The sequence below is a fragment of the Streptococcus danieliae genome (assembly GCF_009767945.1).
In the GTDB taxonomy this organism is placed as follows: Bacteria; Bacillota; Bacilli; order Lactobacillales; family Streptococcaceae; genus Streptococcus; species Streptococcus danieliae.
Map to the genome: position 1 here is coordinate 22,235 of NZ_WSRS01000004.1, position 15,774 is coordinate 38,008.

Consider the following 15,774-nt stretch of genomic DNA (forward strand, 5'->3'; position numbering starts at 1 on the left):
GGAAACTTATTACAGGAGAGTGATTCCCGCTGGGAGAGCACTAATTTTCAGTCTAAGGTGTATCAATTAGCAGAACCGCTTGAAGCAGGGGCTACCTATACATTAGCCATTCGCTGGTGGCGAACTGGGCAAAACTTTAACAACTATAAGCCCATGGTCTTCTACAATGGTTGGCGTTTGCAATTGCTGGCTCCTATCAATACGACCAATAACCAACAAAGCTCATCAAAGTTGGCTTATGATTCAGAGTTGGATTTTTGGTGGGGGACTTTCACAGTTCCTAAAGAAGAGACCATGAACGATAGTCAAAAAGCGGACTATGCCAATAAAGCCAATCCACGAATCGAGATTTACCGTCACGGTTCTCAAGCTAGCAAGGATGTGACTGGAAGTAATGATGATAAGCTTCGCTCTGGTGCGGACTGGGCTGTTTTGGTCAAGGGGACTACTCCTATTAAGGGTCCGCTTAAAGCAGACAAGGAGTTGGGCTGGAGCTTAGATCCGCAATTGGTGACACCAGAAAAACGCTTCCTCTGGTATTACCGCATGGAAGAGTATTCCGACGGCTCTGTGAAAACGACTGAGCCTATTTTGCTTGCCGTCCATGGCGAGAAAGGAGAAAAGGGAGACCCTGGAGAAAGAGGTCTCCGCGGCCTTCAAGGAGAACGAGGTGAGCGAGGGATTCCTGGAACTAAAGGAGCTGATGGTCGCACTAGCTATACGCATATCGCTTATGCGAATAGCGCCGATGGGCGAACTAATTTCTCTGTCTCTGATTCTAACCGAACCTATATCGGCATGTACGTCGACTTCCAAGAGCAGGATTCGACAGATCCAAATGCCTACCAGTGGACACTAGTGAAGGGGGCTGACGGTCGAAACGGAACGCCAGGGCCTAAAGGGGCAGATGGTCGAACACCATACTTCCACGTTGCTTATGCAAGTTCGGCAGACGGACGGACTAACTTCAGTACAACTGACGCAGCAGGTCGAACCCACATTGGAACTTATACTGACTTTGTACAAGCAGATAGCACTAATCCTACTAGCTATGTATGGGCTTTGATGAAAGGTTCTGATGGTCGTAATGGCCGTGATGGTAGAGACGGTGCTCAAGGTCCAAAAGGGGACAAAGGGGATACTGGAGCGAGAGGTCCACAGGGCGCTCAAGGAGTCAAAGGCGATAAAGGCGATAAGGGAGACCAAGGAGCGATTGGTCCACGAGGTGAACGTGGGCTTCAAGGCCTACAGGGCCCTCAAGGAACACAGGGAATCCCAGGACAAAAAGGTGCCGACGGTCGAACACAGTATACCCACATTGCCTATGCAGACACCAATCTTGGAGGTGGCTTCTCGCAAACTACCAACGGCTCTAAAGCCTATATCGGTATGTATGTGGATTTTGAGGAAACGGATAGCCCGAATCCAGCTCGATACCGCTGGACTAAAATCCGAGGTGACAAAGGAGATAAGGGAGATAAAGGAGACCGTGGTGAAAGAGGTCTTCAAGGTTTGCAAGGTCCACAAGGAGCACAAGGGATAGCTGGAGCGAGAGGTGCCGATGGTCGTACCCAATACACCCATATCGCTTATGCTAACTCCGCCGATGGACGGCAGGCCTTTTCGGTATCCGATGCTAATCGTTCTTATATGGGAGTCTATGTGGATTTCACCGAGAATGATTCTACAGATCCGACCAAGTACCAGTGGACTCTCATAAAAGGTGCTGATGGAAGAAACGGGACTCCAGGACCTAAAGGTGCGGACGGCAGGACCCCTTATTTCCACGTCGCTTATGCAGGAAGTTCTGATGGTCGCAGTAATTTTAGCACAACCGATGCAAATGGCAGGACCTATATTGGGACTTATACTGACTTCATACAAGCAGACAGTACTAGTCCAGCTTCTTATCAATGGGCTAAAATGGCAGGAGACCGTGGTCCGCAAGGACCTAAAGGTGACAGAGGGGATCGTGGCGTTCAAGGTCTAAAAGGTGACCAAGGTGTCCCTGGTCCTAAAGGTGCTGATGGACGGACTCCTTATTTCCACATTGCTTATGCAAACAGTGAGGATGGGAGGAAAGATTTTTCCACGACAGCTTCAAATGGACGTAGATTTATCGGCACAGTTACGGACTATAATCAAGCTGATCCGACAGATCCTCAAGCTTATCGATGGGCGTCCATTGTAGGGGATTTGGATATCGGGAATTACAATCATATCCGAAATGGAGCCTTTCCAAAGGATAATCGTTATTGGACCAATGTTCGAATTGCTAGCCACCCTTTCTACTACAATAACCAGAAAAAACTGTTTCTTTTGGAAACCAATAAGGCGGATGAAATCACTAGTTCCTCGGCTCGATTTGATGTTAAAAGAAATACAGACTATACGCTTAGTTTCTATGCCTTCGCTAGCGGGAATGTGTCCAGCTCCGATGTGTTTTTCTTAGGTAGAAAAACAGGAGAGACTAGGGATTTCACCGTTATTAATCAACCGATCGTTAAACGGCGTTATTCTCCGCACAAAGCTGAGTATGTCACGGTCACTTTTAATTCTGGTGAAGTCGATAATGGCTATATTCGTTTTGACAATAATGGTTCTAGCAATGGTCAGAATTCTCTTCTTTTCTTCGGTGAGGTTATGCTGGTTGAAGGAAATGCAGCCCAGAAATGGAGTCCCAACCAAGAAGATATCGATGATGAGATAGCCCAAAAAGCAGACGCTCAACTGACCATCGAGCAGATTAACCGGCTCAACGAACAGGCAGGAATCCTGATTGCCGAGTTGGAAGCTAAGGCTTCGGCGGATATTGTGGCCCAGTGGGTTGAGACGGTTAAAAACCAAATTAAGGAAACTGAACGCGGTAAGAAAGAGACCGAACAGGCTTTGATTACAGCTAGTCAACGCATTATCGCCCTCCAGCAAAATATGGGCGATATGCAGATTCGGACCGAGTTCATGGATACCTATTTCAGTCAGAGTCAAGATGGTTTGATTCTGGGAAAAAAGGATGGATCGTCAGCAGTTCGGGTCAGCAATGACCGGATTTCATTTGTTTCAGCAGGTAAAGAAGTGGCCTTTATCTCGCAAGGGGTTCTCCAGATTGACAATGGGGTCTTTGTCAAAAGTCTTCAGGTTGGTCGCTTCCGTTTAGAACAGCACCAACAAAATCTTGATATGAATGTCATTCGTTATGTAGGAGGTATCTAATGGCAGATTTTTGGTCTAATGATGACCGCGGTTATAAGTTGAAAGTAACGCTGGATACGGTAAGCCAAAACGTCAACAACAATAGCAGCCAGGTTCGGATTCGAGCCTGGCTTTTAAATGGGGGCTGGACCTTTACAGGCTACCAGATTAGCGCCAGTGTGACCGTTGATGGGCAGACGGCTAACTATTCGGGTTCTCCGGCTATGCTTAGCCAGAATTCCAGTATTCAGTTAATCGATAAGACCATCACGATTACACACGGCGATGATGGTTCCAAGGTCGCCAGTATGACGGCTAGACTTCAGGGCGGGGGCGGTTACTCCCCTAACACCTTGAGTATCGGACGGCAAGGCTATCAGTTGGCAGCTATTGCCCGAGCAAGTTCAGCAACGGTGCCTAATGGGGTGATTGGTTCTGCCATGACCATCACAATCCAACCGGTAAAAGCTGGGTATACGCATACGGTTCGCTATGAATTTGAAAGTAGGTCCGGAACAATTGCTTCTAATGTAGCAACTTCCATCAGTTGGACCCCACCCATGGAGTTGTGCGACCTCTACCCTAATTCGACAACAGGGACTGGTCAAATCCACGTCGACACCTATAGTGGTGGTCGTAAGCTAGGGACTCGGTCTTTTTCAACCACTTTGACCATTCCTGATTCGGTCAAACCAACCCTCAGCAATTTTAGCCTGCTGGAAGGTAGCGATGTGGTCAAACGGGTATTGCCCAATGGACCTTTTGTTCAGGTCTTATCCCAAATCAAGGTTAATTTCGGGGTAGCTCAAGGAGCTAGGGGCTCTACCATCAAGAATTACAAGGCAGTTATCCTTGGCAGCAATCAAACGGTCACAGAGAATAATGGAACTTTTGGGATTATCGACCGGAGCGGTGAAATTACAGTCAGAGCGACAGTGATTGATAGCCGGGGGCGGGAGTCGCCAGCAGTTGATAAAAAGGTCCGGGTGGAGGCCTACCATGCGCCGATTCTATCTTTTAGTGTTGAGCGGGCGGGAGCGCTGCAGGACCAGCTCTTGATTAATCGCAACGCTAAGGTGGCAAGCCTTGGCAATAAGAACCGGATGAAGCTGCGCTTTTATGCAGCCAGGGGCTTATCACCTAATTACACGGCGGCAAATGGTCCGGCAGGGGGTGAGTGGACCTCTACTTTTGAGTTTATTAACTCGAGAGCACAGCTCTCTGGTAGTTATTCTGGAACCAGTTCTTGGATGATTAAGGGAGTTCTGGAAGATGTTTTCACCTCGACCGAGTTTGTATTTTCGGTTCCTACAGAGCAGGTTGTGCTGTCTTATACTCCACATGGAGTTGGAATTAAGAAGCCTTGGGAAAGAGGAGCAGTGGATGCCAGAGGAGATGTTTATGTCGAAGGCAACATCTACGTCAATAACCGAATGATCCAGCATTATCCCCTCACTTCAAAAGACGGTCGGTCTCCTTATAATGCTAGCAAGACAGTTGACTTGAACTTACGGACCATTAACAGTTTCTTTTCTGTCAATGAGCCTAAAAATGGTCCCCTAGGTGACTTTGTCGGCCAATTTTATGTGGCAATCTATTCCGAATCAGATCGCTATCTCTCTCAAGATTTAATCGAAAAAGCAACCGGAAGACGCTTCACTCGAACCCGGCATAATGGTGAGTGGACCCCTTGGAAGCAACTGGCTTTTAAGGAAGAGGAATCTACTAGAACTAGTAGTCGTCAACTAAATCTCTTTTGGGGAGTTAAGGCGACTGTTGTTCGAAAGGGAGATACAGTTACTCTCTCAATCAACAGGGGAATCTATAATATTAATTCATCTGCGGAGTATCGAGCTGTGACAGAGACAATCCCGGCAGGTTTTCGGCCAATCAGTGAAAGCCACCTTATTATGTATGCGAATAGCGGTGCCTCTTCGGCAGGAACTTCAGTAGCTCATATTGCTTCTGATGGGTCGCTAAAACTAACCAATAACATCTTGGGTGGAAAAGTTTGGACAGGGACGGTTACCTATCTGACAAACGACCCTCAACCTTAGAAAAAAGGAGAAATCAATGAAGTTAGAATACAACTCTAAAAGTTTAGATTACGGACAGGATGGTCAGCCATCACGGACCAAGGTTTTACTAACCAATCTAGAAGGGGCTGCCTATCCGGTATTTTTGCCGGCCGATGTCATCAATGATTCGGATGCAGAATTACTGGAAAAGGCGCTAGAAGTCGTTTATGAAGAGAACTTCCCACATCGGGCCGAGAATGAGAAGTTTAATCTCATTGGTGAGAAGATGGCTAAAATTGATGAGGCAGTTGATGTGGCTAATGAAGCTGTTGCAGAACTTCGTCAGACTTCTGAAGAGGCGAAGATTCAAATGAGAAAAAATGAGCAGCGGATCGATGCGGCAGTTGCTGAACTGACAAGCTTAGTTTTAGGTGCTATTTTTCCGGGAGCAGAAGAAGTGGAGGTAGAGGAATGAGTCTATTATCTAAAGTGACAACAAGTGCGGCACTAGCAAAGAAAGGAAAATTTACCATGAAATTCAAAAAAGAACACCAAATTGTAAAATCTTGGGTATCTCTAGTTAATGCAGGAACCTATACTTTTGAAGAAGTTCCTGATTTGTTCAATCTTCGTGCGATAGTAGCCCAAGTTTTGGCGAAAAAGCAACAAGGAAAAGAAATCAATTCAGATATTAAGGAGGGCTAGTCATTGAATTGGGGAGAAGTAACGGGGCTTCTGACAGCAGTCGGAGCCCTCCTGGGCATTGGGCATAAGATTGTATCTGAATTGCAGGCTAATAATCGTAAAAATAGCCAGATTGTTGCAGACATGGCAGAGGTTAAGTCTGGGGTTTCAGAGATTCGGGAATCGGCTCTGAAAAACTCTGATGGACTCAAGACCTTGCATAGTTACCGCCTGGCTCATGATATGAAGGCCGATATTTTGCGCGGCTATACTACCTTAGACCGGAAGCAGGCCATCGCTAAGCTCTTTGAATCCTATAAGAAGCTAGGCGGTAACGGCGAGATTGAACTGCTTTATCACGAGTTTGTGGAATTGCCTTTGAAGGAGGAGGAGAATCATGAAACTAGATAATAAGACTTATGACCTTTTGAAGTGGCTGGTGTTGATTTTTATGCCAGCCTTTATCACCTTTGTTGGAGTAATTGGCCAAACTTTACAAGCTGATTGGCTAGGTCCAAGCCTGACCATTTTGACAGCTTTTAACACTTTTTTAGGAACTATGATTGGAGTCTCATCTATTTCTTATGGTAACAAGGAGGATAAAGATGGCAACACTAAATGATGTAATTGGATTTGCGGAAAATCTTGCCAATTCTGGCCAAGGTTGGGACGAGGATGGCTATTATGGTACTCAGTGTGTTGACTTGCCTAACGGAATTGCGGGCCAACTTTTCGGTAAGGCTCTCTGGGGTAATGCCATTGACTTGCTAAATGCAGCCGCTGGCCTTGGCTGGGAAGTAGAGTATAACGAAGCTGGCAACTTGGATTCTAAGCCACGGGCTGGGGCTGTATTCGTCATGGATACGACCTATATTTGGGGACATGAGTACGGCCATACCGGACTTGTAATTGCGGATTCTGATGGTTATACCATGCAGACTATCGAGCAGAACATCGATGGCAATGCGGACAGCTTAGTCATTGGTGGTCCAGCTCGCTACACCACTCGGAACTTTGACGGTGTGGTTGGCTGGTTCTACTTCCCAATCTCCGATGCACCAGCCCCTGCTTTGCCAGCACCAACTGGAGACGGTACGATTCATGAAGAGACAGGAACTTTCACGGTAGAAGTATCTGCTTTTAACGTACGTGCTAAAGCTGGGCTCGATGGGGAGATTGTGGCAGTTTATACCCCAGGTCAAAAAATCCACTATGATGGATACTGTGATCTTGACGGTTATATCTGGATTACTTACATTGCACAGTCTGGCAATCGCCGCTATGTAGCGGTAGGCCAATCTGAGAATGGCCGTCGTGTGACAAGTTTTGGTTCTTTTGAGTAATTTGTTGGCGTTAATAAATCGGTCAGTATTCCTTACTTAAACTAAATTTTAAGACGTTTTAAACGATTGGAATTCCATACGTTTAGAATTCTGTCAGTAGCAAGACACCCCTCTGGATTTTTATGGAGGGGTGTTTTTGGTTTTTATAAAAAATTTGCAATCATTATTGTTTTTTTATATAATCAAACTGACTCTATATACAGTGTCAATTTGAATGAGGAATGTTATGGGCAAAGAAAAAGATTTGCAAAAAATAAAGAATGATCCCAAATCTGTTACCCCTGAACGTTTAGAATCTTTGTGTAGAAGATATGGTTTCATGTGGAAACAAGGAACTAACCATTCAATCACTTCTCACCCTCTATTAGAAGAGAGTTATCCAATACCACGACATAAGCCTATTAAACAGGTTTATGTAAAAAAGGTTATAAAAATGATTGAGAGAGTGCTTGAATTAGAGGAGGGTTTAGATGATTAAAGATAAAAAGTATTATCTTGGGTTAGACTACTCGGTTTTAATTGATGAGATCAATGATGATGGAGAAGTCTTGTTTACTGCATCTATTAGAGAATTACCAGGATTAATTGTTTATGGTGATTCGTTAAATGAAGTCTATGAAGAAATTGAATTAGCAAAAGCAGATTGGATTGAGGCAAATCTCGAGTGGGGAAGAGAGATTGAAGAACCTTTTAAAGATTCTTTGGAAGAATATAGTGGAAAAGTAACTCTCAGAATGCCTAAAACATTACATAGAAAAGTTAAGGAACGTTCCGAAATTGAAGGAGTTAGCTTAAATCAAACCTTGGTGCAATTAATCAATGATGGATTATTTAATGATATGCAGAGTTCGATTGAACAACTAGCTAAGCAAATTGAAAATACAACTAAGCAATTCAGTCAAACTATTGAGGAAAAAGTTGCTGCTCCAGAACAACATTTTTACTATACACTTGAGAATCAATCAAAAAAAACATCGCCATATAAAGAGCAAGTTGTACTGGATAGCGGTTTACAATTTCAGAGGATATTTTCAGGTTTATTGGAGGCTAACAAATGAAGTCAAAAGAAATAGAAATAAAAAAAATTTCATTCACTAAATTCGAATTTAATGTCGGTAACGAGAAGAAAGTAGATGGTGTAGGGAATGCGTCTATGAATTTAAGACTTCCTGAAAGAGATGAAGGACAAGAGAATCAGATTCTTCTGCTAAAGATGAATATTTCCTATTCAGGTAATCAGTATCAAGTTTCTACAGAAATTGATGCAGTATATTCTGTATCAGCTTCGGATTTACCTGAGGATGTTAGACAAGATGAAGAATTTCAACAATTTCTTGTCAATCCGATGATTGAAAAGTTTAGACTATACGTCGGCTTGTTTTCTGAAGGTGTATATGGAGCAATTCAAATTCCTGATCTGAATTTTAATCAGGAATAACGCTAACTAAAATCAATACCCCCCTCCCCTGCGGAGGGCTTTTTTGTTGCAAAAAAACTTGAACTTTTTTCAAATATCACTTGACAAACATCTATAACGTGTAGTATAATATAATTAAAGAAAGGAGGTAAGCATATGAAAAGTCGAAAACGAAAAAGACTTGAAGAGTTAGCAATTAAATTGGCTATCGCAAATGCAGTTGCGGAACTAGTCAAAACAATAATTGAAATCTTCAAGTCTTAAAACAAAATTAGTAAAGCCGAAAGCACTAGCGAGTAGGCTTTGCTTTTCATATGTATAGTACCATGAAAAAAGAAAAACTTCAAATCACACTACTATATTTTCTAATCTTCGCTTTGATTGTAAAACTTGGCGTAACTATATTTGAAATAATTCAAAAGTTAGGAGAATGATATGCCAGTATCAGAATCACAAAAAAGAGCCAACGAAAAATGGGCGGATCAGAATCGAGAGCGTAAGTCCTATCTCAGTTCTCGCTCCAGTGCTCGGAGCTTCATCCGGAATAAGGCCACCCTCGAAGACCTGGACGAACTAGATCAACTTATCCAAGAGCGTAGAAATATGCTACAATAGTCTAAAATTTAATGGAAAGGCCCATTGATTTTCTAACACTAACCGCCCCGAATTCGAGGCGGTTTTTAGTTTTTCTAGGGGCAAAAAATAATAGGAATCGGAAATTGTCTGCCCCAAATTTTGCCCCAAAAGTTTCGGAAATTATAGGAGTGTATATTAAAAATCCAAATCAAAAAGCCTATTCTACTGCGTTTTTTCACTCTATATTTTAATTCTTTTTACTCGGAATAATTCTTTGGTAATCATAATTATCTTTCTAAAATCTTTTATGGAATAGTGTGCTGAAGTCTCTAGCTTTAAATTTAAAAAATCTTGGTGGAAGTTTCGAATAACAAAGATGTTTTTTGTCCCTTTGGAAAATAGGTCATGTAATATTAGATTTCCTTGAAATTGTAGTCTATGCTAAAACGGAGCTGACTTTAGTCTTCGACGCAGTAGTTGATTTGGTCTAACAGCATTGTATATCGTTAGACCAAATATTGTGTGCTATATGAAGAATATTCCAGCTTCTTCCATTTAGGAGTTCATTGAGTCAATTCTTGTGATAGCGAACATGGCCTAATAAACCTTGCAGGAGTGGAATGTTTTGCTAAATAAATTACAACACATTTTTGATGTGTCATAATTTATTTAACAATGGTAACTCGTGAAGGATAAACGCTGGGTCCCAGAGAGGGGGAGGCCATTGGCTAAGCATTCCTATGTGCCTGGAGTTATCTTTTTATTAGACTTCCTGCAAAACAGTGACAGAACCTAAGATTTATCGGAGTCATCACTTGAAAAAGACTGAGTTACAAAATGTTTCAGTGTGGTTGTGCGATCTCTCTTGCTGAAAAATGGGATCTAATACATTAGTTCCGCAGGAAGTCTATTTAGATTTCCTAAGACTCTCAACAAAGTTTTGAGGGTCTTTTTCTATCTCTGTAATAATAAAGTCGATAAACTGCTGCGAATAGGTATCGTGTTCAGAATTTCCGATTTTATGGCGATAAGAGTCTTTTTCATCTTAGAGTTTCTATTCTTATATTACCATTTTTCTGAATGAGGAGGAGATTTAGGTATTTTGCTTTTAGAAAAGACTGGAAATGCGCTTTCCAATCTTCTCTTCCTATTCAGTTGTAGCAGGTTGTTCGCTTGGGATGTTTGGGGTCTCAAGGGATGTACTAGGTGTTGTCGTTTCTGGTTCTAGGATTTGGCTGGAACTTTCACTGGTAGTGGGAATTTCACTTGAAGGGGTAGAGGATTCCAGGGTTTCTGTTTTTTCCTGGCTGCTAGAGCTCGGGGTTTCGGGGTTACCTTGGAATTGCCGGATAATAGTTTGAACAGGGTTAGAGTTGCCTTCATTGGCGGGATTGTTTCGGTTCATAAAGGTATAGATCGTGATGGAGGCTGTAATGAGACCGAGAATTCCTCCGAGAATCGCTAGTGTGCGCTGGAAGGCGTTGAGGCCGCTGTTGAGCTTTTGTTTGGTTTTTTCCTTGTCAATTACGGGTTTCTTGGGTTTTTGTTTGTTGCGTCTTGATAATTCTGTCATACGTTTACATGTCTCCTTTCTCTTCTTATTATAGCTAGGGGGAGGAGAAAATTCAAGGTTGAACTGGACCTACGTTTTCCTTCCGTTTGAGAACTATAGAGATCGAGCAGCTTGTACCGGTGCACAGTTTTTATTTGACTTTGATTTCTAGAGTGGTAAAATAATGTTACGTGGATTTCAATCAATTTTTCAAGTAACTTGGTGAAGATTGGTTGACACCTTGCCAAGGTTGTATGCGTAAATCTCGTTTCGCCGTATGTGGGATACTGCGTCAGGATAAGAAATTATCTGATTGGTGACAATTGGATGTTGCGATGTGAGAGAGTAGCAAGAGTGCGTACAGCGTGGAGTCCATGCGTAACTAGATCAACAACAGACGGCGGTAGTGATAATAGACGCCCCAGTGGGGAATAACCCGTGAATCCCTTGCTTTGCAACAAGCGGTGAAACGGGAATGCAAAACCAAGCTATGATGCACTTTGACGAGTGAAAAGCTCGTTGCTTACGCTAAAGTTGTGTACAAGTAGCCTAAATGTGCAGAAAGAAAGGAACACATCTCTTTGAAATTCTGAATGTCAGGTGAAAGTTGGAGGTAACCAGTCCTACCTAGTCCTTGTAATGCTAAAGAAGTCTTGAGGTCGCTCCTCTTGGCTCAGACTTTAGTTGACTATCGATTAATGAGTTGCGTACGGGTGAAGCAGAGTGAAGGCTCACTTGAAAAATTGATTGAAGTTCATGAATCAAAAATCGCCCTGAAGTTGGGCGGTTTTTGATTTTCCCAGGGCAAAAAGGGATAAGGCCGAAATTGTTAGCGCTTTTTGGAGAGAATAGGAAGCCTTGTTGTCTGGGATTTGTGGCTTATCTGTTCTTATTTTTAATGGTTCATGATAAAATAGGAGACATTGAATACAAGGAGTCGTAAATGATTTATTTTGATAATGCGGCCACTACCAGACCCTATCCGGAGGTTTTGGCCACTTATACGGAAATTGCTTCGAAAATCTGGGGAAACCCTTCCAGTTTGCACCGTCTAGGTAATCAGGCTCATCGGTTTTTGGATGCTTCACGCAAACAGGTTGCAGATTTGCTTGGTAAGGATCCGCAAGAGATTGTGTTTACCTCTGGCGGGACTGAGGCTGATAACTGGATTATCAAGGGTGTTGCCTTTGAAAAGCAGGATTTCGGGCGGCATATCTTGATCTCAGCTGTGGAGCATCCAGCGGTGGCAGAATCCGCTCAATGGCTGGTAGGACAGGGGTTTGAGGTCGAGCAAATTCCGGTTGATAAGACGGGGCAGGTCGATTTAGAGCGCTTTGCGGCGCAGATTCGTCCGGATACCATTTTGGTTTCAGTGATGGCTGTGAATAATGAGATTGGACGTATTCAACCAATTCCAGAGATGGCTCGGATTTTGGAGGCTTGGCCCAAGGTTTCCCTCCATATCGATGCCGTGCAAGCCCTTGGTAAGCTAGATGTCTCTTTGTTCTTGCCGGAGCGCGTTGATTTCGCCAGTTTTTCGGCTCACAAATTTCATGGGCTACGGGGTGTCGGATTTGCTTATCTTAAAAAAGGAAAACGGCTGTCTCCCTTGCTGACAGGTGGTGGGCAAGAGGGAGAGCGCCGGTCGACTACTGAGAATCTTGCCGGTATCGGTGCTATGGCCAAGGCCTTGCGTTTGAGCATGGAAGAGCGAGTGCTTGTCCAAGAGCGTCTTGCAGCGATTAAGTCTAACCTGCTGCAAGAATTAGCCAAGTATGAAGATGTGGAGCTTTTTTCGGACTTGGATGGTCACAGTGCCAATATTCTAACCTTTGGCATTAAGGGGGTTCGTGGCGAGGTTCTTTTACACGCCCTAGAAGCTTATGATATTTTTGTTTCGACAACCAGTGCCTGCTCGGCTAAAGCCGGAAAACCGGCTGGAACCTTGATTGCGATGGGAGTCCCTGGCAACAGGGCTAGTTCTGCGGTTCGCTTAAGTTTCTCGCGGGAAAATACCATGGCGCAGGTGGAACAGTTTTTAACCACCTTTAAATTGATTTACCAACAGACAAGGAAAGTACGTTAAGGATGCAATATTCAGAAATTATGGTGCGTTACGGGGAATTATCGACCAAGGGTAAAAACCGTATGCGTTTTATTAAACAACTACGTCGCAATATCAAGGATGTTCTTTCACCTTTTCCAGGAATCGAAATTACAGCTGATCGAGATCGGGCGCATGTTTATTTGAATGGGGCCGACTATGAGGCGGTTGCTGAGAATTTAAAAGAGGTTTTTGGGATCCAGAATTTCTCACCGGTCTACAAGGTGGATAAGTCGATTCCGGCGCTGGAAGCGGCGGTTTTGGAAATCATGACGTCTATTTATAAGGAAGGAATGACTTTCAAGATTTCAAGTAAGCGCAGTGACCACAGCTTTGAACAAGATTCTCGGGAGTTGAATGTGACCTTGGGCGATGTGGTCTTTCGGAACTTCCCCTATGCCAAGGTTGCCATGAAGGGGCCGGATATTAATCTGCAAGTAGAAATTCGGGAAGAGGCAGCCTATCTAACGCATGAGCGGATTCGCGCTGCAGGTGGTTTGCCGGTTGGCACCTCTGGTAAGGGGATGTTGATGCTATCAGGGGGGATTGATTCTCCTGTGGCTGGTTACCTAGCCCTCAAGCGTGGTGTGGAGATTGAAGCTGTTCATTTTGCAAGTCCTCCTTACACCAGCCCTGGTGCCTTGCAAAAAGCCCATGATTTGACGCGGAAATTAACTAAATTTGGCGGTAATATCCAGTTTATCGAAGTTCCTTTTACTGAAATTCAAGAGGAAATCAAGGAGAAGGCTCCCGAGGCTTATTTGATGACCCTGACCCGTCGGTTTATGCTGCGGATTACCGACCGCATCCGTGAAGTCCGCGGCGGACAAATCATTGTCAATGGTGAAAGTCTAGGGCAAGTCGCTAGTCAGACAGTTGAGAGTATGCAGGCTATCAATGCGGTCAGCTCTACACCGATTATTCGTCCAGTAGTGACCATGGATAAATTGGAGATCATTGACATTGCCCAGGCTATCGATACCTTCGACATATCGATTCAACCTTTTGAGGATTGTTGTACAATCTTTGCTCCAGATCGTCCGAAAACCAATCCCAAAATCAAAAATGTTGAGCAGTATGAACAACGTTTGGATATTGACGGTTTGGTCGACAGAGCGGTGGCAGGAATTAAGGTGACAGAAATTACACCGCAAGTCCAGCAAGATCAAGTTGATGACTTGATTGAAGATTTGTTGTAAAAAAACATTAAAAAATTATGCCTCTTTTCTTGCTTTTTTAGTTCGAATGGAGTAAACTATAAGAGTTGACTATGCACATCCTGTGCAACCGCACGATCATCGTTTTAAGTGGTTCGCCCCACGATGCTAGGCGAGTCTTCACAAAAGGGGAAAACCCCAAAATTTATAGGAGGTGCATAATGAGCACATACGCAATTATCAAAACTGGCGGAAAACAAGTTAAGGTTGAAGTCGGTCAAGCAATCTACGTTGAGAAGTTAGATGTTGAAGCAGGTCAAGAAGTTACTTTTGACGAAGTTGTTCTTGTAGGTGGTGAAAAAACTGTCCTTGGAACTCCTGTAATCGCTGGCGCTTCTGTAGTTGGAACTGTTGAAAAACAAGGAAAACAAAAGAAAGTTGTAACTTTCAAATACAAACCTAAAAAAGGTAGCCATCGTAAACAAGGTCACCGTCAACCTTACACAAAAGTTGTCATTAACGCAATCAACGCTTAATTAGAGGTGAACACATGATACAAGCAGTCTTTGAAAAAGCCGAAGATGGCGAGCTGAGGAGTGCAGAAATTACTGGACATGCTGCCAGTGGCGAGTACGGCTTTGATGTCGTGTGTGCGTCGGTTTCTACGCTTGCTATTAATTTTGTAAATTCAATTGAGAAATTTGCAGGCTTCGAACCGCATCTAGAATTAAACGAAATCGAAGGTGGATTTCTACGTGTGGAGATTCCACAAAGTATCCCCCCTCATCAGAGAGAGATGGCTCAACTCTTTTTTGAATCCTTCTTTCTCGGAATGGCAAATTTGGCGGAAGACTCGTCGGAGTTTGTGCAAACAAAAGTTATCACTGAAAGCTAATATGGAGGAAAACAATTATGTTGAAAATGAATCTTGCTAACTTGCAATTATTCGCCCACAAAAAAGGTGGAGGTTCTACATCTAACGGACGCGATTCACAAGCGAAACGTCTTGGAGCAAAAGCTGCTGATGGACAAACCGTAACTGGTGGATCTATTCTTTACCGTCAACGCGGTACTCACATCTACCCAGGTGTGAACGTAGGTCGCGGAGGTGACGATACACTTTTCGCTAAAGTTGAAGGTGTTGTTCGCTTTGAACGTAAAGGACGCGATAAAAAACAAGTTTCTGTTTACCCAATCGCTAAATAAAAAGGTTCGGGGAACCTTTTTATCACCTCTTTGTGACCTAACAAAGAGGTATTCTAAACACCCAGAAAATAAGGCTTTCCGAGGTTTTCGGAGAGCCTTATTTGTTTAACTACCCATAAAGAACAATGTATAGGAATAGGAGATTTAAATGTCATTAGAAGAAATTATACAGCGTAGCCATGCTATTCGGCAAGCCTATCATGTATTGGAAAGAGAACATCATGGCTCTGAATGGTCAGTTGAGGAAGATCTGCTAGCATTATCCAACGATATAGGGAATTTGAATCGTCTGATTATGACACGGATAGGACGTTATTACGATGAAACGCCTTATCAACTGGAAGCAAAATTGGCTGAGAATGTATGGTGGTTGTTAGAGCTCTCTCTACGGCTAGATGTAGACCTTCAAAAAGAGCTAGAAGCGTTGTAAGCGCCCAATAACAAGGTATCTTCCGATAAAGTAGAAATCTAGCTATACTAGTCTCAGAAAACATGAGTAGAGGAGATTGGTTTAGTGGATGCGAA

Annotated in this window: 17 protein-coding genes, 2 pseudogenes and 1 other annotated feature; of the genes and pseudogenes, 17 read left to right on the forward strand and 2 right to left on the reverse strand. The window is 43.4% G+C overall.

What is annotated here, in order from left to right; translation table 11 throughout:
• Positions 1 to 606: 606 nt before the first annotated feature.
• The 11 genes and pseudogenes from E5983_RS10255 to E5983_RS01035 form a co-directional block, all read left to right on the forward strand.
• A pseudogene (locus E5983_RS10255) lies at positions 607 to 1,083 on the forward strand (collagen-like triple helix repeat-containing protein); the annotation flags it as partial.
• Between the two features lie 2,129 nt (positions 1,084 to 3,212).
• Entirely contained in the window at positions 3,213 to 5,249 is a 2,037-nt protein-coding gene (locus E5983_RS00995) for a DUF859 family phage minor structural protein (RefSeq protein WP_160332084.1), read from the forward strand.
• A 16-nt stretch (positions 5,250 to 5,265) separates the two neighbouring features.
• Positions 5,266 to 5,685, forward strand: a complete 420-nt coding sequence (locus E5983_RS01000) for a DUF1366 domain-containing protein (RefSeq protein WP_160332085.1) — start codon at positions 5,266 to 5,268, stop codon at positions 5,683 to 5,685.
• Positions 5,682 to 5,915, forward strand: coding sequence for a hypothetical protein (locus E5983_RS09670; RefSeq protein ID WP_202056273.1), 234 nt, complete (start codon positions 5,682 to 5,684; stop codon positions 5,913 to 5,915). Before E5983_RS01000 ends, E5983_RS09670 begins: the two co-directional genes overlap by 4 nt.
• Before the next feature lie 3 nt (positions 5,916 to 5,918).
• Positions 5,919 to 6,305: a hypothetical protein gene (locus tag E5983_RS01005; protein ID WP_160332086.1), complete on the forward strand. Its 387-nt coding sequence runs from the start codon at positions 5,919 to 5,921 to the stop codon at positions 6,303 to 6,305.
• Complete coding sequence (locus E5983_RS01010; protein WP_160332087.1) at positions 6,292 to 6,516, forward strand: phage holin; 225 nt, start codon at positions 6,292 to 6,294, stop codon at positions 6,514 to 6,516. Before E5983_RS01005 ends, E5983_RS01010 begins: the two co-directional genes overlap by 14 nt.
• Positions 6,500 to 7,237 (forward strand): CHAP domain-containing protein, encoded by a 738-nt coding sequence (locus E5983_RS01015; RefSeq protein ID WP_160332088.1) that lies wholly within the window; start codon positions 6,500 to 6,502, stop codon positions 7,235 to 7,237. The genes E5983_RS01010 and E5983_RS01015 overlap by 17 nt, the downstream gene beginning before the upstream one ends.
• 226 nt (positions 7,238 to 7,463) lie before the next feature.
• Positions 7,464 to 7,715 carry a HicA family toxin-antitoxin system gene (locus E5983_RS01020; protein ID WP_160332089.1) on the forward strand — a complete coding sequence of 84 codons (252 nt, stop codon included), beginning with the start codon at positions 7,464 to 7,466 and terminating at the stop codon, positions 7,713 to 7,715.
• Positions 7,708 to 8,295 (forward strand): toxin-antitoxin system HicB family antitoxin, encoded by a 588-nt coding sequence (locus E5983_RS01025; RefSeq protein ID WP_160332090.1) that lies wholly within the window; start codon positions 7,708 to 7,710, stop codon positions 8,293 to 8,295. The genes E5983_RS01020 and E5983_RS01025 overlap by 8 nt, the downstream gene beginning before the upstream one ends.
• Positions 8,292 to 8,675: a hypothetical protein gene (locus E5983_RS01030; protein WP_160332091.1), complete on the forward strand. Its 384-nt coding sequence runs from the start codon at positions 8,292 to 8,294 to the stop codon at positions 8,673 to 8,675. The genes E5983_RS01025 and E5983_RS01030 overlap by 4 nt, the downstream gene beginning before the upstream one ends.
• A gap of 414 nt (positions 8,676 to 9,089) precedes the next feature.
• A complete protein-coding gene (locus E5983_RS01035; protein ID WP_160332092.1) occupies positions 9,090 to 9,269 on the forward strand; it encodes a hypothetical protein in 180 nt (59 codons plus the stop codon).
• A gap of 868 nt (positions 9,270 to 10,137) precedes the next feature.
• Here E5983_RS01035 and E5983_RS10000 read toward each other — a convergent pair.
• Positions 10,138 to 10,275: pseudogene (locus tag E5983_RS10000) on the reverse strand (DUF3644 domain-containing protein); the annotation flags it as partial.
• A gap of 102 nt (positions 10,276 to 10,377) precedes the next feature.
• Positions 10,378 to 10,803: a DUF6556 family protein gene (locus tag E5983_RS01045; RefSeq protein WP_160332093.1), complete on the reverse strand. Its 426-nt coding sequence runs from the start codon at positions 10,801 to 10,803 to the stop codon at positions 10,378 to 10,380.
• Between the two features lie 922 nt (positions 10,804 to 11,725).
• On the opposite strand from E5983_RS01045, the gene E5983_RS01050 reads away from it, so the two are divergent.
• The 6 genes from E5983_RS01050 to E5983_RS01075 all read left to right on the forward strand — a co-directional run bounded on the left by E5983_RS01050 (position 11,726) and on the right by E5983_RS01075 (position 15,679).
• Positions 11,726 to 12,868: a cysteine desulfurase family protein gene (locus E5983_RS01050; protein ID WP_160332094.1), complete on the forward strand. Its 1,143-nt coding sequence runs from the start codon at positions 11,726 to 11,728 to the stop codon at positions 12,866 to 12,868.
• A gap of 2 nt (positions 12,869 to 12,870) precedes the next feature.
• Positions 12,871 to 14,085, forward strand: a complete 1,215-nt coding sequence (thiI, locus tag E5983_RS01055) for a tRNA uracil 4-sulfurtransferase ThiI (RefSeq protein ID WP_160332095.1) — start codon at positions 12,871 to 12,873, stop codon at positions 14,083 to 14,085.
• Between the two features lie 76 nt (positions 14,086 to 14,161).
• Positions 14,162 to 14,233: a sequence feature (ribosomal protein L21 leader region), on the forward strand.
• A gap of 31 nt (positions 14,234 to 14,264) precedes the next feature.
• Positions 14,265 to 14,579, forward strand: a complete 315-nt coding sequence (gene rplU, locus E5983_RS01060; RefSeq protein ID WP_135037918.1) for a 50S ribosomal protein L21 — start codon at positions 14,265 to 14,267, stop codon at positions 14,577 to 14,579.
• A 14-nt stretch (positions 14,580 to 14,593) separates the two neighbouring features.
• Positions 14,594 to 14,938 carry a ribosomal-processing cysteine protease Prp gene (locus E5983_RS01065; protein ID WP_160332096.1) on the forward strand — a complete coding sequence of 115 codons (345 nt, stop codon included), beginning with the start codon at positions 14,594 to 14,596 and terminating at the stop codon, positions 14,936 to 14,938.
• A 17-nt stretch (positions 14,939 to 14,955) separates the two neighbouring features.
• Positions 14,956 to 15,249 (forward strand): 50S ribosomal protein L27, encoded by a 294-nt coding sequence (gene rpmA / locus E5983_RS01070; RefSeq protein WP_003032879.1) that lies wholly within the window; start codon positions 14,956 to 14,958, stop codon positions 15,247 to 15,249.
• 148 nt (positions 15,250 to 15,397) lie between these two features.
• The gene (locus tag E5983_RS01075) at positions 15,398 to 15,679 is read left to right on the forward strand and encodes a nucleoside triphosphate pyrophosphohydrolase family protein (protein WP_160332097.1); all 282 of its coding nucleotides are present in this window, start codon (positions 15,398 to 15,400) and stop codon (positions 15,677 to 15,679) included.
• The last annotated feature ends 95 nt before the right edge of the window (positions 15,680 to 15,774 follow it).

What these genes read in the sequence shown, in the direction of transcription:
- E5983_RS00995 (WP_160332084.1), top strand. Translation starts at nt 3,213, where the DNA reads ATGGCAGATTTTTGGTCTAATGATGACCGCGGTTATAAGTTGAAAGTA.
- E5983_RS01000 (WP_160332085.1), top strand. Translation starts at nt 5,266, where the DNA reads ATGAAGTTAGAATACAACTCTAAAAGTTTAGATTACGGACAGGATGGT.
- E5983_RS09670 (WP_202056273.1), top strand. Translation starts at nt 5,682, where the DNA reads ATGAGTCTATTATCTAAAGTGACAACAAGTGCGGCACTAGCAAAGAAA.
- E5983_RS01010 (WP_160332087.1), top strand. Translation starts at nt 6,292, where the DNA reads ATGAAACTAGATAATAAGACTTATGACCTTTTGAAGTGGCTGGTGTTG.
- E5983_RS01015 (WP_160332088.1), top strand. Translation starts at nt 6,500, where the DNA reads ATGGCAACACTAAATGATGTAATTGGATTTGCGGAAAATCTTGCCAAT.
- E5983_RS01020 (WP_160332089.1), top strand. Translation starts at nt 7,464, where the DNA reads ATGGGCAAAGAAAAAGATTTGCAAAAAATAAAGAATGATCCCAAATCT.
- E5983_RS01025 (WP_160332090.1), top strand. Translation starts at nt 7,708, where the DNA reads ATGATTAAAGATAAAAAGTATTATCTTGGGTTAGACTACTCGGTTTTA.
- E5983_RS01030 (WP_160332091.1), top strand. Translation starts at nt 8,292, where the DNA reads ATGAAGTCAAAAGAAATAGAAATAAAAAAAATTTCATTCACTAAATTC.
- E5983_RS01035 (WP_160332092.1), top strand. Translation starts at nt 9,090, where the DNA reads ATGCCAGTATCAGAATCACAAAAAAGAGCCAACGAAAAATGGGCGGAT.
- E5983_RS01045 (WP_160332093.1), bottom strand. Translation starts at nt 10,803, where the DNA reads ATGACAGAATTATCAAGACGCAACAAACAAAAACCCAAGAAACCCGTA.
- E5983_RS01050 (WP_160332094.1), top strand. Translation starts at nt 11,726, where the DNA reads ATGATTTATTTTGATAATGCGGCCACTACCAGACCCTATCCGGAGGTT.
- thiI (WP_160332095.1), top strand. Translation starts at nt 12,871, where the DNA reads ATGCAATATTCAGAAATTATGGTGCGTTACGGGGAATTATCGACCAAG.
- rplU (WP_135037918.1), top strand. Translation starts at nt 14,265, where the DNA reads ATGAGCACATACGCAATTATCAAAACTGGCGGAAAACAAGTTAAGGTT.
- E5983_RS01065 (WP_160332096.1), top strand. Translation starts at nt 14,594, where the DNA reads ATGATACAAGCAGTCTTTGAAAAAGCCGAAGATGGCGAGCTGAGGAGT.
- rpmA (WP_003032879.1), top strand. Translation starts at nt 14,956, where the DNA reads ATGTTGAAAATGAATCTTGCTAACTTGCAATTATTCGCCCACAAAAAA.
- E5983_RS01075 (WP_160332097.1), top strand. Translation starts at nt 15,398, where the DNA reads ATGTCATTAGAAGAAATTATACAGCGTAGCCATGCTATTCGGCAAGCC.